15 protein-coding genes and 1 tRNA gene are annotated in these 14737 nt (G+C 69.1%); 6 read left to right on the forward strand and 10 right to left on the reverse strand.

Annotation, left to right across the window (positions count from 1 at the left end; genetic code table 11):
- The 3 genes from ACETK8_RS04030 to ACETK8_RS04040 all read left to right on the forward strand — a co-directional run bounded on the left by ACETK8_RS04030 (window position 1) and on the right by ACETK8_RS04040 (window position 2584).
- On the forward strand, window positions 1-1164 hold the full coding sequence (locus ACETK8_RS04030; protein WP_374038231.1) for an ABC transporter substrate-binding protein: 1164 nt from the start codon (window positions 1-3) through the stop codon (window positions 1162-1164).
- Complete coding sequence (locus ACETK8_RS04035; protein WP_374038232.1) at window positions 1161-2216, forward strand: YncE family protein; 1056 nt, start codon at window positions 1161-1163, stop codon at window positions 2214-2216. Before ACETK8_RS04030 ends, ACETK8_RS04035 begins: the two co-directional genes overlap by 4 nt.
- A 74-nt stretch (window positions 2217-2290) precedes the next feature.
- Complete coding sequence (locus tag ACETK8_RS04040; protein ID WP_374038233.1) at window positions 2291-2584, forward strand: DUF2218 domain-containing protein; 294 nt, start codon at window positions 2291-2293, stop codon at window positions 2582-2584.
- A 9-nt stretch (window positions 2585-2593) separates the two neighbouring features.
- Here the strand turns inward: ACETK8_RS04040 and ACETK8_RS04045 are convergent, their stop codons facing one another.
- On the reverse strand, window positions 2594-3370 hold the full coding sequence (locus tag ACETK8_RS04045) for an ABC transporter ATP-binding protein (RefSeq protein ID WP_374038234.1): 777 nt from the start codon (window positions 3368-3370) through the stop codon (window positions 2594-2596).
- A complete protein-coding gene (locus ACETK8_RS04050; protein WP_374038235.1) occupies window positions 3367-4395 on the reverse strand; it encodes a FecCD family ABC transporter permease in 1029 nt (342 codons plus the stop codon). Before ACETK8_RS04050 ends, ACETK8_RS04045 begins: the two co-directional genes overlap by 4 nt.
- 104 nt (window positions 4396-4499) lie before the next feature.
- Between ACETK8_RS04050 and ACETK8_RS04055 the strand changes: the two genes are divergently transcribed.
- On the forward strand, window positions 4500-5315 hold the full coding sequence (locus ACETK8_RS04055; protein ID WP_374038236.1) for an alpha/beta hydrolase: 816 nt from the start codon (window positions 4500-4502) through the stop codon (window positions 5313-5315).
- Window positions 5316-5327: 12 nt separating this feature from the next.
- Here ACETK8_RS04055 and ACETK8_RS04060 read toward each other — a convergent pair whose 3' ends face one another.
- From ACETK8_RS04060 to cpdR, 7 genes are all read right to left on the reverse strand, one after another.
- Complete coding sequence (locus ACETK8_RS04060; protein WP_374038237.1) at window positions 5328-6752, reverse strand: mannitol dehydrogenase family protein; 1425 nt, start codon at window positions 6750-6752, stop codon at window positions 5328-5330.
- On the reverse strand, window positions 6749-8164 hold the full coding sequence (uxaC, locus tag ACETK8_RS04065; protein WP_374038238.1) for a glucuronate isomerase: 1416 nt from the start codon (window positions 8162-8164) through the stop codon (window positions 6749-6751). The genes ACETK8_RS04060 and uxaC overlap by 4 nt, the downstream gene beginning before the upstream one ends.
- An 82-nt stretch (window positions 8165-8246) precedes the next feature.
- Window positions 8247-9065, reverse strand: a complete 819-nt coding sequence (locus tag ACETK8_RS04070; protein ID WP_374038239.1) for a tryptophan 2,3-dioxygenase — start codon at window positions 9063-9065, stop codon at window positions 8247-8249.
- A 38-nt stretch (window positions 9066-9103) separates the two neighbouring features.
- Window positions 9104-10735, reverse strand: coding sequence for a TadG family pilus assembly protein (locus tag ACETK8_RS04075; RefSeq protein ID WP_374038240.1), 1632 nt, complete (start codon window positions 10733-10735; stop codon window positions 9104-9106).
- A gap of 1 nt (window position 10736) precedes the next feature.
- A complete protein-coding gene (locus tag ACETK8_RS04080) occupies window positions 10737-11159 on the reverse strand; it encodes a TadE/TadG family type IV pilus assembly protein (RefSeq protein WP_374038241.1) in 423 nt (140 codons plus the stop codon).
- A gap of 226 nt (window positions 11160-11385) precedes the next feature.
- A tRNA-Val gene (locus ACETK8_RS04085) sits at window positions 11386-11460 on the reverse strand.
- Window positions 11461-11563: 103 nt separating this feature from the next.
- A complete protein-coding gene (cpdR, locus tag ACETK8_RS04090) occupies window positions 11564-11923 on the reverse strand; it encodes a cell cycle two-component system response regulator CpdR (protein WP_374038242.1) in 360 nt (119 codons plus the stop codon).
- Between the two features lie 88 nt (window positions 11924-12011).
- On the opposite strand from cpdR, the gene ACETK8_RS04095 reads away from it, so the two are divergent.
- The gene (locus ACETK8_RS04095; RefSeq protein WP_374038243.1) at window positions 12012-12953 is read left to right on the forward strand and encodes an N-formylglutamate amidohydrolase; all 942 of its coding nucleotides are present in this window, start codon (window positions 12012-12014) and stop codon (window positions 12951-12953) included.
- 268 nt (window positions 12954-13221) lie between these two features.
- Here the strand turns inward: ACETK8_RS04095 and ACETK8_RS04100 are convergent, their stop codons facing one another.
- On the reverse strand, window positions 13222-13923 hold the full coding sequence (locus ACETK8_RS04100; protein WP_374038244.1) for a DUF599 domain-containing protein: 702 nt from the start codon (window positions 13921-13923) through the stop codon (window positions 13222-13224).
- A 116-nt stretch (window positions 13924-14039) separates the two neighbouring features.
- On the opposite strand from ACETK8_RS04100, the gene ppa reads away from it, so the two are divergent.
- Entirely contained in the window at window positions 14040-14609 is a 570-nt protein-coding gene (gene ppa / locus ACETK8_RS04105) for an inorganic diphosphatase (protein ID WP_374038245.1), read from the forward strand.
- Window positions 14610-14737: the final 128 nt, after the last annotated feature.

A 14737-nucleotide genomic window follows, 5' to 3' on the forward strand; every position in this document is an offset into this window, starting at 1 on the left:
ATGACCGCCCTGAACAGACGCGGCCTTCTTGGCCTGGGCGGCGCGGGCCTGACGCTTCTGGTCGTCGGCTGCGGTCGCGAGACGGCGACCCCGGCCTCCGGCGCCCTGACCGACCTGCGCGATCGTCCGCTCGGCGTCGCCACCCCGGCGGGCAAGCTGTCGATCGACGACGGTCGCTATCTGATCGCCCTGTCGCTGATCCACCCGGATCCGGTCAGTGTCCTGGCTGCCTGGGCCGGCGACGTGAACCGTATCAGCCCTGAAATGTACGCCGCCTTCGTCGAGAAATCCCCGGCGCTCGCCGCCCTGCCGAAGACCCCGAGCTCGGCCGGAGACTTCGATGTCGAGGCCGTGCTGGCGGCCGGTCCGAACGTGGCGGTGGTGTCGCTCGGCTCCGGCCCGACGGACGCCCAGGTGTCCCAGCTGGAGGCCGCGGGCGTCACCGTCGCCTTCATCGACTTCTTCACCCACCCGTTCGAGAACCAGGCCCGCAGCCTGTCGCTGCTCGGCCGTTTGGTGGGTCGCGAGGAACAGGCGACCGCCTACAACGCCTTCCGCGCCGAACGCCTCAAGATCATCTCCGACCGCGTCGCGACCCTGACCGACGCCCAGAAGCCGACCGTCTTCCTGGAGGCCCACGCGGGCAACGGTCCGGACTGCTGCAACTCAGTCGGACCGGGCAATGTCGGCGACTACATCGCCTTCGTCGGCGGGCGGAACATCGGCGCCGACGTGCTGACGGCCGCCTCGGGCAAGCTGAACCTCGAATACGTCATCGACCGCGACCCGACGATCTACATCGCCACGGGCGGGCCGCACCTGGAGCGCGCCGGCGGCTTCGTCGTCGGGCCGCAGTACGGCGCGGACCAGTCGCGCGCTTCCCTGCAACGCGTCGCCGCGCGCCGGGGCATCGCCAACCTGACCGCCGTCTCGGCCGGCCGCACCCACGGCCTGTCGCACCAGTTGCTGAACTCGCCCATCGACATCGTCGCGACCGAGGTCCTGGCGAAATGGATCCATCCCGAACTGTTCGCCGATCTGAACCCGCGCGCGACGCTGGACCAGATCAACACCCGCTTCCTCGCCGTTCCGTATCGCGGCGACTACTGGATCGACCTGACGCCCTCGTCCGGTTCGACCGCACCCGAAGGAGTCACGCCTTGATCCGTCCCACCCTCAGCCTGACGGCCGCCGTCGCCGCCCTGATCGCTGCCTCCTCAGCCTTGGCCGAACCGACCGTCGAACGTTCGGTCAAGGTCGCGCCGGGCGGCCTCTACGAGATCGTCTTCAACCCGGCGGACGATACGGTTCTGGTCGCCGCGGTCGGCCCGCGCGGCGCCAACGCCGCCGCCATCGCCAGCCTGAGCGCCGACCTGACCCCGGGCCGGACGATCGACGTCTCGGCCAACCCGCTCTACGGCCTCGCCCTGAACAGCCGCACCCAGACCCTGTACGGCACCGACACCCGCACCGGCTTGATCTCGGCCATCGACCTGGCCACCGGCCGCGTCGTCGCCAACATCGGCTCGGACCGCGAGAACGCCCACGTCCGTCAGGTCGTCGTGGATGAGGCCGCCAACAAGGTCTATGTCTCCGAAGTCGGCGGGCGCGGCGCCAACACCCTGTCCAGCCGCATCTGGATCATCGACGGCGCGACCAACACCCTGGAACGCCAGATCGACGTCGATGCCGTCCTCACCGGCCTCGCCGTCGACGCCGCCGGCGGCCGCGTCTTCAGCACCGACATGACGGCCAACGAAGTCGTGGTCGTAAACCTCGCCTCGGGCGAAGTCGCCCACCGCTGGGCCACCGGAACCGAAAGCGCCATCAACGTCGCCTATGACGCCGCCGGCGACCGCCTCTTCGTCGCAAGCCAGGGCACCGGCGAGCTGACGGTCATGAAGGCCTCGGACGGCTCGGTGATCCAGCGCGTTCCGACCGGCGCGGGCGCTCTCAGCGTCGCCTTCAACGGGGCGGTGGATCAGGTCTACGTCGCCAACCGTCAGGCCGGCACCGTAACCGTCGTGGATGCCGACGATTATTCGGTTCTGGCCAATCTCCAGACCGGCACCTTCCCCCAGACCATCGCCATCGATCGCGCGACCAACGCCGTCTACGTGACCAACAAGGCGCGCGGCCTGCCGCGCGACGCCCCGGCGGGCGCCCCGGTCCCGGTCGATCCGACCGGCGACACGGTCACCATCATCCGGCCGTAAGGCTTCCAAGGCTCCTCCCCGACTGGCCCGGTCGCCTTCCAGCGGCCGGGTCGCTATTCCTTCAGGACACCGACGTGAACATCAGCGTGGCGCATGTGCCGACCGAGAAGGGCAGCCGCTATCTGCAGCAGCTGTGCAAACACTGGGCGCACAAGTTCAAGGTCGACTTCACCCCGACCGACGGCCGCATCGACTTCCTCGACGGCCGCGAATGCCTGCTGAAGGCCGAGGCCGAGGAACTGGTCGTGACCGCCGTCTGCCCCACGGAGGGCATGGGCCCGTTCCAGGTCATCATCGAGAAACATCTCAACCGCTTCGCCCACAAGGAGGGCGAGCTGGTCTACCGCTGGGCGCCCGCGCCGGAGTGACCGGAGGCGTCAGATGACGTCGTCGACGATCACCTGAAGCGTGTTCAGGGCGCAGCGTTCGACGCGCGCCCGCACATGATAGACCTCGGCCAGGATCGTCGGCGTGATCGCCTGTTCCGGCGTCCCGTCGGCCACGACGCGTCCGTTCGACAGCACCGTCACCCGGTCCGACGCCCGCGCCGCCGCCTGCAGGTCGTGCAGAACCATGATGACGATCATCCGCCGCTCGATGGCCAGTTCACGCACCAGGTTCAGCACCCGCAGCTGGTGATGCAGGTCCAGCGCGCTGGTCGGTTCGTCGAGCAGGAGAAGGCGCGGGCCGCGAACGACCGCCTGGGCCAGGGACGCCAGCTGACGCTGCCCGCCCGACAGTTGGTCCAGCCTCTGCATCGCCAGATCGCGCAGGCCCAGCCTCTCCAGCACGTCGAGCGCCACGGCCGCATCGTCCCCGACCTGGCCCTCGACCGGCGCGGCGCGAAGGGCGCTGACCAGGGTCTCCAGCACCGTCAGGGCCACGCCTTGCGGCAAGGTCTGGGGCATGTAGGTCACCGACCGCGCCCGCTCCGCCAGCGACATCCCGCTCAGGGTCAGATCGCCCAACGACACGGTCCCCTCGGCCGAGTGCAGCCCCGCGAGCGCCCGCAACAGGGTGCTCTTGCCCGCGCCATTGGGTCCGATCAGCGACACCACCTCGCCCGGCGCGATCCCGCTCAGCGACAGGTCATGCACCACCGGCCGTCCACGATATCCGGCCTTCAGCCCCTCGATGCTCAGCCCGGCGCTCATCCGCGCGCTCCGTTGCGGAAGATCAGCAACAGGAAGACCGGCACCCCGACCACGGCCGTCACCACCCCGATGGGCATGGTCACGCCGGGCACGATGGCCTTCGACGCCGCCGACGACAGGGACATGATGAGGGCGCCCGACATCATGCTGGCCGGCAGCAGATAGCGGTGATCCTCGCCCAGCAGGAGCCGCGCGATATGCGGCCCCACCAGTCCGATGAAGCCGATGGTCCCCACGAAGGCCACCGAAGTTCCCGCCAGCAGGCTGACCCTCAGCAATGAGGTGAACCTGAGCCGCGCCACATCGACGCCGAAACTGCGCGCCCGGTCCTCGCCCAGCCGGAGCGCCGTCATGCCCCGCGCCGCCAGCATCGACAGCGGCGTCATCAGGGCCAGGACCACGGCCGCCACGCCCACATTGGCCCAGGTGGCGCGGGACAGGGACCCCATGCTCCAGAACACCATCTGCTGCAGCGCCTCCTGTGAGGCCACAAACTGGATCAGGGCGATCAGGGCGTTGAAGGCGAACGTGAGCGCGATGCCGAACAGGACGACCGTCTCCACCCCCGCGCCCCGCGTCCGCGCCATGACCTGCAGCAGCAACACCGACCCGAACGCGAAGACGAAGGCGTTGATCGGGATCAGCCAGTCGCGCGGCACGAAGGGCACGCCCGCCGCGAAGACGATCGCCAGGGCCGCCCCGAAGGCCGCCGCCGACGAGACGCCCAGGGTGAAGGGGCTGGCCAGGGAGTTGTTCAGGATGGTCTGCATCTCCGCCCCCGCCAGGGACAGGGAGGCGCCGACCAGAACCGCCATGACCGCATAGGGCAGGCGCACCTGCCAGACGATGGCGGCTTGCGGCGCGGTCAGGCTGCCGGGATCGAACAGGCCGCGCATCACCTGCCCCGCCGCCATGGACGACGGCCCCGTCACCAGGTCCAGCAGGAAGGCGGCGATGCACAGCACCAAGAGGCCCGCGAGGATCATCGCCCGCCGCAGGTTCAGCCTTCGGTAGGCATCGAGCACGTCGGTCGTCGACGCGAAGGAAGGCGAGGAGGGCGGCAAACGAAAACCCGCTGTTGAGAACGCATCGCAATACACCAGCAAAGCCTGGCCTGCTACGCTGGGGCATGAGCCTTTCGCCGCAGTCCTGGTCGCCCTTCGTCCTGCCCCGCGCGACGACGCGTCTCGTGACGGCGGCGGCCAACGGCCACGCCTATCGGCTGTCGCTGTCCGTGCCGAAGGGCGCGCCGCCCGAGGCCGGGTTTCCGATGCTACTGGTGCTGGACGGCGGCGCCCTGTTTCCCACCGTGGCCGAGACCGAGCGGCGGCTGAGCCATCGCAGCGAGGTCACCGGCGTCGAGCCCATGGTGATCGTCGGCGTGGGGCCGGGCCACACCGAAATGTACGACACGGCCCAGCGTCACCGCGACTTCACGCCCGGCCCGCCGCTGCTGGCCGAGGACGCGGGTCGGTTCGAGACGGGCGGCGCCGAGGCCTTTCTGGCCTTCCTGCTGGACGAGGCGATCCCGCTCGCGGCGGGGCAGGTCCGCGTGGATCCGGCGCGCATCAGTCTGATGGGCCATTCGCTGGCCGGCTATTTCGCGCTGGACGTCTTGACCCGACGTCCCGACGCCTTCGCCGCCTACGCCGCCGTCAGCCCGTCGATCTGGTGGAACCCGGAACGGCTGCTGGAGGGCGTGGCCGGTCTCCAAGAGACGCCGGCGGGCGTCCTCCTGGCCGTGGGGCGGCGCGAGCAGAACGACGCGCCTGCTGACGAGCGGCGCAACCGGCGGCGGATGGTCGACGCCGTGGAGGATCTGGGTGCCCGGCTCTCCGCCCGGCTGCCTGGCCGGATCCGTGTGGAGGTCTTCCCGGACGAGGACCATGCCTCGGTGGTCTCGGTCGCCGCCGTTCGCGCCCTGCGGCTGGCCACGGCGACCTGAGACGGCCTGCGCTCAGTCGCCCATCCCGCGCACGACGGCGGCGATGAACCGGTCATCGTTGGCCAGACGCGGCGAGACGATTTCCGACAGGCCGGAGACGGCGCGGACCTTGTCCTCGGCGGTGGTCGCGCCGGACAGAACCTCGGCGAGACGGGCCGCCATGGGGTCGTCCACGGTGTAGGTCTCGCCGGTCTCGGTGACGCCGCCCTGCCAGCGGATCCAGCCGGCGACGCCGCGCGCCAGGGCCTCGATGGGCTGGTCGGCGTCGAGGCGGGCGGCGATGGAGGCGAGCAGACGCTGGGGCAGTTTCTGGGAGCCGTCCATGGCGATCTGGCGCGTGCGGTGCTGCAGCGACGGATTGGAGAAGCGGGCCATCAGGTCGGCGCGGTAGGCCGGAATGTCGAGCCCGGGCGGCGGGTTCAGGGTGGTCTCGGCCTCGTCCCACAGCCGTTCGACGAAGGCCTTGAAGGCGGGGACGGCGACGACCTGATGCACGAACGCGTGGCCCGCCAGACCGCCCAGATAGGCGATGGAGGAGTGGGCGCCGTTCAGGAGGCGCAGCTTGGCGTCCTCCCAGGGCGCGACCTCGGCGGTCAGCTGAACGCCCAGCGCCGCGAAATCCGGGCGGGGGCCGGCGAAGTGATCCTCGACCACCCACTGGGTGAAGGGTTCGGTCTTGACCATGCCCTCGTCACGGACGCCGAGCGTGGCGGCCTGCGCGGCGATGTCGTCGGGCATCGTGGCCGGGACGATGCGGTCGACCATGGTCTGGGGAAAGGCGGCCTCGGTCGCGATCCATTCGGCCATGGCCGGGTCGTGGGCCTCGGCCATCGCGAGAACCGCCGAACGCACGCGGGCGCCGTTGTGCGGGAGGTTGTCGCAGGAGACGACGGTGAAGGGGGGCAGACCCTGGCGGCGGCGCTCGGCCAGGGCGGCGACGAGGAAGCCGGGCGCGGTGCGCGGCTTCGACAGGTCGGCGAGATCGGCGGCCACGTCCGCGTCGTCGGTCAGGAGACCGCCCGAGGCCGGGTCGAGGCGATACCCCTTCTCCGTCACCGTCAGGGAGACGATGTGGACGTCGGGCGAGGCCATGGCGGCGACGACGGCGGCCGGGTCTTCCGGCGCGACCAGAACGCCCTGGACCGCGCCGATGATGCGGGTGCGGTCGGCGACGCCGTCGCGGACGACGACGGAATAGAGACCGTCCTGGGGGTTCAGCTGATCGCGGACGCCGGGCGAACGCAGGGACACCCCGAGGATGCCCCAGCGCAGGTCGCCGGAGCGCAGGGCGTCGTCGAACACCACCGCCTGGTGCGCCCGGTGAAAGGCGCCGATTCCCAGATGGACCACGCCGGTCTTGACGACGGCGCGGTCGTATCCGGGACGTTCGACCTCGGCGGGAAGGTCGGCGAGGGCGGCGTTCGACAGGCGGGTCACAGCTTGTAGGCCGCCTTGACCAGATCATAGGTCAGGGCGCGGGCCAGTTCGTGGGCCTCGTCCTCCTCGATCCGGTGCTCGACGACCAGCTGGGCCAGCCAGCAGCAGTCCATGCGACGGGCCACGTCATGCCGGGCCGGGATCGACAGGAAGGCGCGGGTGTCGTCGTTGAAGCCGACGGTGTTGTAGAAGCCGGCCGTCTCGGTGATCTGCTCGCGGAAGCGGCGCATGCCCTCCGGCGAATCGTGGAACCACCAGGGCGGGCCAAGACGCAGGGCCGGATAGTGACCGGCGAGCGGCGCCAGTTCGCGGCTGTAGCTGGTCTCATCCAGGGTGAAGAGGATGATGGTCAGGCCGGGATGCGAGCCGAAGGCGTCCAAGAGGGGCTTCAGGTCGGCGACATAGTTGGTCTGGGTCGGGATGTCGGCGCCCTTGTCGCGGCCGAACTTCTGGAAGACGACCTCGTTGTGGTTGCGCGACGAGCCGGGGTGGATCTGCATGGTCAGGCCGTCGGCGACGCTCATCCGCGCCATCTCGGTCAGCATCTGGCCCCGGAATAGCTCGGCCTCCTTGGCCGAGACCGGACCGGTGGCGACCTTCTGATAGAGGGCGGCGGCGTCGGCCTGGCTGAGGTTGGCCGTGAAGGCGGTCGGGTGGCCGTGGTCGGTCGAGGTCGCGCCGTAGGAGGCGAAATAGGCGCGACGCTTCCTGTGCGCGGCCAGATAGCCCTCCCAGGTCGAGACGTCCTCGCCCGTGATCGCGCCGAACTGGACGAGGTTGTCGTGGAAGCCTTCGAAGTCCGGGTCCAGCACCGGGTCGGGGCGATAGGCGGTGACCACCTTGCCGGTCCAGCCCGAGGCCTTGATCGCGGCGTGATGCTCCAGCGGATCGAGCGGGCTCTCGGTCGTGGCGATGACCTCGATATTGTAGCGCTCGAACAGGGCGCGGGGCTTGAAGGCCTCGGTCTTCAGGGCCGCGTCGATGATGTCGTAGTAGTGGTCCGCCGTCTCGGCCGAGAGGCGGACGTCGATGCCGAACACCTCCGAATAGACCCAGTCGTGCCACATCCGGGAAGGGGTGCCGCGGAACAGGTGATAGCGCTCTGCGAACAGACGCCAGATCTTGCGCGGATCGGCCTCGACCGGGCCGCCGTCGGCGCGGGGGACGCCCAGGTCCTCCAGCGCCACGCCCTGGCTGAACAGCATGCGGAAGACATAGTGGTCCGGCGTGATCAGCAGTTCGGCCGGGTTGGCCCAGTTCTGGTTCTCGGCGAACCAGGACGGATCGGTGTGGCCGTGCGGGCTGACGATCGGCAGGTCCTTGATCTCTGCATAGAGACGCCGCGCCACGTCCCGCGTCGCAGGATCGGACGGGAACAGGCGGTCGGGGTTCAGGCGCAGGGGATGGGGCATGCGAACTCGCAGGGTGCGGAAACCGGTGTCAGTCTGCGTGATAGCGGGCGGGCGTGAGGCCCGTCCAGTTCAACCTCGGCATCTATAGCTTCGTGCGGAGCGACCAAAGCTCGGGGAAGCAGCGCCGCGCCAGGGTCGAGGACAGATAGCCGACGCCGTCCGTGCCGCCCGTGCCGCGACGGCGACCGATGATCCGCTCCACCGTCACCACATGCTTGTGTCGCCAGGTCAGGAGGGCGTCGTCCAGATCGACCAGCTTCTCGGCCAGTTGATAGAAGGGCCACCAGCGCTCGGTGTCGCGATAGACCTCCAGCCAGGCGGCCTCGACGGCCTCGGACGGCTCATAGGGCTGGCTGACGTCGCGGTTCAGGACCTCGGCCGGGATGGGCAGGCCGGTCTTGGCCATCTGGGCCAGCGCGTCGTCATAGAGGCTGGGGGCGGCCAGGGCCTCGGACAGGGCGGCATGAGCGGCCGGGCGGTCCTCCTGGAATGACAGGAACTTCGCGTCCTTCAGGCCGAGCATGGTCTCGAACCGGCGGAACTGATCGCTCTGGAAGCCGGAGGAGGAGCCCAGCCCGTAGCGGAAACGCAGATAGTCGGCCGGCGTCATGGTGGCCAGGATGTCCCAGCTCTGGGTCATGACCGACTGGATGCGGCTGACGCGCGCCAGGCTCTTGTAGGCCGGGACCAGATCGCCGGCGCGGACCAGTGACTGGGCCAGGGCGACCTCGTGCAGGATCTGTTTGAGCCACAGCTCCTTGGTCTGGTGGATGATGACGAACAGCATCTCGTCATGCTGGTCCGTGACCGGGCTCTGGGCGGCCAGCAGCCGGTCCAGATCCAGATAGCGGGCATAGGTCATGTCGGCGGCGGGGGCGGGCGCTGTCGTCGGATCGGTCATGCGGAGCTGTATCGGACGGTTCCCGAGCGGCCTCAAGGTCAGCCGACCAGAACCGGCCGCGACTCTTCGGCCCTGGGGCAGGTCACGCCATGGACGCGGACATCGGCCTGGCCGAGCTTCAGCCCCAGCATGTCAAGCAAAGGATGGATCGCCCCGTCCAGCACCGGGCCGAGCGGAGCCAGAAGAGCGCCCAGGGCCTGAACGATGCCGCCGAGCCCCAGGCCCAGACCCAGCACATGGACGGTGACGTCCAGCCTCTGGATCAGGGTGGTGATCAGGCCGGTCGCCAGACTGGAAGAGGTGGCGGTCTTCAGTCTCCGGTCGGCGATCTCGGCGGCGCTGAACCGGACGGCGCGAAAGCCCGTGTCGGCGATCTCCACATCCGCCTTGCCGGTCAGGCGGACGACGCCGAGCACGGACAGAAGGGTCGCGGGCGTCGGGGTCAAGGCGCGTTTGAAATCGCCCAGCCGGTTCTCCTCGATCTCGCCGATCTTGGCAGACGCCAGGCCGGGCCGGACGCCCAGGGTGACCGCGCCCGACCGGCAGTCGATGGCGTCCAGCCGGGCCTCCGACGAGGCCAGTTCGATCAGGACCGGCAGGTTGACCTGGGCGAGGCCGGACAGGGCCTGGGCCGTGCGCGTCTTTACATACAGCCTCGCCTGGGCCGTGCGGACGATGGGCGACCCGGTCCCGGTCACGGTGATCCAGGGCGATCTGTTCGGGCGCTCGCCGATGGCCAGGGAGACGTTCAGCGCTGCCAGCCTCGGCTTCGCCCCCAGATCGAGGGCGACCTGACGCTCGCCCCCGGTCTCCAGCAGGGCCATGACGAGGTCCAGCACCGAGACGGAGGCGTCCAGACCCGTGGCCAGCCCCTTGCCCGCATCGGCCTCCGCGCCGATCAGATCGCCGACCCGCAAGGTCGCCCGCGCGGCCGGGCCGATCAGCTTGGACAGGGTCGAATCCGCCTGATCCCCGGCCAGGTCCCGCAGCACGCGCAGGGCCGTGCCCGCATCGACCTGACGCGCCAGGAGGGCGTCATAGTCCCCGGCCTTCACCCCCAACTCCGTCGCCAGGGCCTCGGTGAAGCCCAGCAGGTTCACCTTCGCATCGGCCAGCCGGTTGTAGTCCATGACGCTGAGCGAGACGGTCGATCCGGTCAGTCCGCTGAGCAAACTGTTGGCCACGCCCCCGTCCAGCGCCGCCAGCCTCGATCCGATGGAGAACAGGGCGCGCGGCGGCTCGACCGTCCTGGCCGCCGTCGCCGACCGGGTCAGGACGACGGCGTCCTTGCCCAGGATCCATTTACCGAAGACCAGGGGCGAGGTCTGGGACAGGGTCACCCGCACGGCGTTGGGCCCTGAGGCGGCCGGAGCGAACCGGTCGTGCGGCGCGACCCTGGGGTCGGCGACATAGAGGCCGGTCACGGCCCGGGTCGTGACGAGGCCGAGATTGGCCTGGGCCGTCGCCTCGGCCGCCAGCTGGGCGCGGGTCAGATCGGTCGCGGCCGACAGGGCGGCCAAATCCGCCGCGCCTTGCAGCGTCCGCCCGTCCAGGGCCAGAGAGCCCAGATCGACGACGATGGCGGCCAGGACGCAGAACAGTCCCCCGGCCGCGGCCGCCAGGACGGCGACGCCGCCTCGCTCGTCCGCCGCGAGATCGCGCCGGCGCATGTCAGTATCCGCCGGTCCGCACGACGGCCGTCCGCTCGATCGTCGAGGGCGGGGCGGGCAGAAGGCCGGCCATGGCCATGACCGGATGATCGCGGGCGTCGAAGGCGATCCTCACCCGGATGGCCTGGGCGTCGCTTTCGACCAGAACGGTCAGGTGATCGCGCGTCAGCCCCGCCCCCCTTTGCGCCTCCGCATCGACGAAGGCCTGCGCGATGCTGATCCGCTCGGCCGCATCCAGCCCCCCGATCGCCGCCCGCGCGCTTTCCGTCGCCAGGGTCTGGACCGACTGCGCCAGCCACATCCAGCCGCCATAGACCACCATCCCCATCAGCATGACGACCATCAGCGGCCCCACGAGCGCGAACTCGACGGCGGCGGAGCCCTGGCGGCGGGCCTTCAGGTGGCGGCGTGCGAACATCTCCATGAGATGATCCTGGTGAACATTCATCTCTAAATGGTGTAAATCATAACCCAGGATTGTCTTTGGGGTCGCGCAGAGACCCGCGACGAGCCGGTGCGGGCGCGCGAAAACGACCCGCGAGGGGTTTGGGTCAGTGTCTAGGGATGGAGGAGAAAGGCGGAGGAGAGAGGCTTCGCCTCGAACCGAAGCCGGCAGTCAGGGTTGGCGTGGCGGCTGACTGCAAGGAAAATGGTGGACGCGACAGGGATTGAACCTGTGACCCCTTCGATGTCAACGAAGTGCTCTCCCGCTGAGCTACGCATCCGCCAAGACGGTTCCGGACTGCTCCGGAACGGGAAGGAGGCGTCTATAACCAGCCTCCTCGGCCGCCGCAAGGGTGAATTGCAGCAACGTTGATCGTCGAACGCCTACGCGGCGGCGACCATCTTCTCGACCTCGCTGACGAGGTCGCGCAGGTGGACGGGCTTGGACAGGACCTTGGCCTGGGGGCTGGCCTGGGCCGCCGACAGGGCCACGGCGGCGAAGCCGGTGATGAACATGATGCGAAGGCCCGGCTGGCGGGCGGCGGCGACGCGCGCCACCTCGATGCCGTCGGCGCCGGGCATGACGATGTCGGTCAGCAGCAGGTCGTAGGGGCCGTGTTCGAGGGCGTCGATCGCGTCGTCGCCGTTCTCGCAGTCGATGACCTGGTGGCCCGCGCGTTCCAGCGCCCGCGTCAGAAAGCCCCTGAGCGATGCGTCGTCTTCGGCCAGCAGAATGCGCGCCATGCGTGGAAGTCCCCCGTTTCGAGCCCTGAAGCTAATCCGGGAACGGTAAACCGGCGATGAAATTCACCGCTCGGGCGGGTCGGGGGCGGTGGACAAGCCTCGGGTCCGGCTGAAAATCCGCGTCGCGCTTTCGTTCGACTGGCCCTATTCCGGGGTTATGACGCCGCCGTTCGACGCCAGTTCGCCTTTGCCCGAGACGCCCGCCGCCTTCGCCCTGACCCCGGCGGACGGCGAGGCGGGAGCCATGGTCTTCGCCTCGCCCCATTCCGGGACGTGGCGGCCCGCCGACATGGCCGAGACGGCCGGGCTCAGCGTCGCGACCCTTCGCAGCGCGGAGGACGTGGGGGTGGACCGGCTGATCGCGGGGGCTCCGGCGCGGGGCGTGCCGATCCTCGCCGGGACGGTGTCTCGGGCCTATGTCGACCTGAACCGGGCGCCGGGCGAACTGGACCCCGTCCTGATCGACGGAGAGGTCGAGGGCGCGCCGACGGCCAAGGTGACGGCCGGCTTCGGCGTGATCCCCCGTCGCGCCGGGGACGGTCAGGCCCTCTATGACCGCCGGCTGTCCCTGGAGGAGGCTGAAACCCGGCTGGCGCGGGTGCATGTTCCCTATCACGAGGCGCTCAGCGACCTGATGCAGGCGGCGAAGGCGCGACATGGGCTGGCCCTCCTGATCGACTGGCACTCGATGCCCTCCAGGGCCACGGGCGTGGGCAGGAACCGGCGGGGCGTCGATGTGGTGCTGGGCGACCGGCACGGCTCGTCCTGCCGCGGCGCGACGATGCGGCGGGTGCGGGCCCTGTTCGAGGCGCAGGGCTGGCGGGTCGGGCTGAACGCCCCCTATGCGGGCGGCTATTCGACCGAACGATGGGGCAGGCCCGACGAGGGGTTCCAGTCCGTGCAGGTGGAGCTGAACCGGGCCCTCTATCTGAACGAGGCGAGGCTGGAGCCGTCCGCCGACTACGGGCGGTTCGCCAAGGCTCTGGATCGGGTGATCGCGGGACTGTCCTCGGAGACCTGGTCGCGCTGAATGCCCGCCGGGCTTCAGTGCGAAAAAAAGCCGCGCCCGAGGGCGCGGCATGAAAGTCTATAGGGAGGAAACGCCCAGGAAGGGCAAGACGCCCGGAGGCGTCGAAGGTCAATCTAGGTTGCAGCGCACAAAGCGTCAAGCAGGCTTTTATGATCAGTGATCACGCTCTGTTACCGGTATCAGCGTGCGGTCTGCCTTGATGTAATCGTTTTCAGGACACGTTTCGTGCGCAGTCCAGCTCTGCTGTGTATGTTGCAGTGCGAAATGGTCAAGCTCCGCGCTCGCGTTCGACCTCCAGCAGCCGACGGGCGGTCCGGATCGCCCGCGCCGCCGGCGACCCCGACTGGCGCCAGACCAGAAGCGCGAAGGCCGAAATGACCCCGGCGCACAGCCACACAGGCCCGAACAGCCACGACGCGGCCGCCAGGGCGAAGTAATAGCCGCGCACCCCCTGGCTGAAGGCGGCCAGGGCCGGGTTCAGCACATTGGCCGTCGCCTCGCCGAAGGCGATCTTGTCGGCCTCGGAGTGGATCTCGGGCGCCGCCCCGATCAGGGCCAGGGCGTAGTTCATCTGGCGGATCGACCAGATGAAATCGAGCAGGCCGCGCGCCAGGCACAGCAGGATCAAACCCAGCTTGGCCTCCAGCAGCTTGATCGGCACCGCCTCGGCGCCGACGGCGGCGAACCCCCTCAGCGCTTGATCCCCGCCGAACAGGATGCCCGCCACGCCGGCGATCAGCAGCAGGTTGGACGAGGCGAAGAAGGAGCCGGAATTGATCGAATGGCCCAGAAGCTGGCTGTCCAGCAGCCTCAGCTCCCGATGCGTCATGGCCGTCATCCAGGCGTGCCGGACGCTCAGCATGTCGGTGTTCAGCGAGCCCGAACGGTGGGCGATCAGCTTCAGCAGCGGATCGTAGCCCAGCCAGCACAGGAAGAAGAGCCCGAGGCCCAGCCAGTCGATCCAGGTCATGAGCGTTCGTTATCTCCCTTCGTCGGCTCTCGTCGACTTCTGTCGCGCTTGCCGTCCGGCGTCAGGAGGACTATCACGCCCAGCCTCCTTTCGCAGACGCACAACGCGAGCCGACCATGAACATCGACGCCATTCCCGTCGGTCCGAACCCGCCGTGGGACCTGAACGTGATCATCGAGATCCCGCAAGGGGGCCTGCCGGTGAAATACGAGATGGACAAGGATTCCGGCGCCCTGTTCGTCGACCGCTTCCTGCACACCGCCATGTATTATCCGGGCAACTACGGCTTCGTGCCGCACACCCTGGCGGACGACGGCGACCCCTGCGACGTGATGGTTCTGAACCCCTCGCCGGTGGTGCCGGGCTGCGTCATCCGCTGCCGTCCGATCGGCGTCCTGATGATGGAAGACGAGGCCGGCGGCGACGACAAGATCCTGGCCGTGCCGGTCGACAAGCTGAACCCCTACTACACCGACATCGCCAGCTATCGTCAGCTGCCGGTCATCCTGATCGAGCAGATCGAGCACTTCTTCACCCGCTACAAGGATCTGGAGAAGAACAAGTCGGTGACCGTGAAGCGCTGGGGCGACGCCGGTGAGGCCGCCGAACTGATTGCCCAGGGCATGAAGGCGCACGACGAGGCCCAGGCCTCCAAGAGCAAGGACAAGGCGGCCAACGCCGCCTGATCCCCACTTTCGGGCCGCCCGGAACGTCAAGGACAAGATTGTTTCTGGCGCCCGGTTTGTCGTGGCGGCGGGGCTTTGCGCCCCGTTTCGGGCTCTGAACCTGCCCAAGCTGGAAGCTGGCGTATAAT

It is taken from the genome of Brevundimonas staleyi (assembly GCF_041893865.1).
GTDB classification, from domain to species: Bacteria; Pseudomonadota; Alphaproteobacteria; order Caulobacterales; family Caulobacteraceae; genus Brevundimonas; species Brevundimonas staleyi.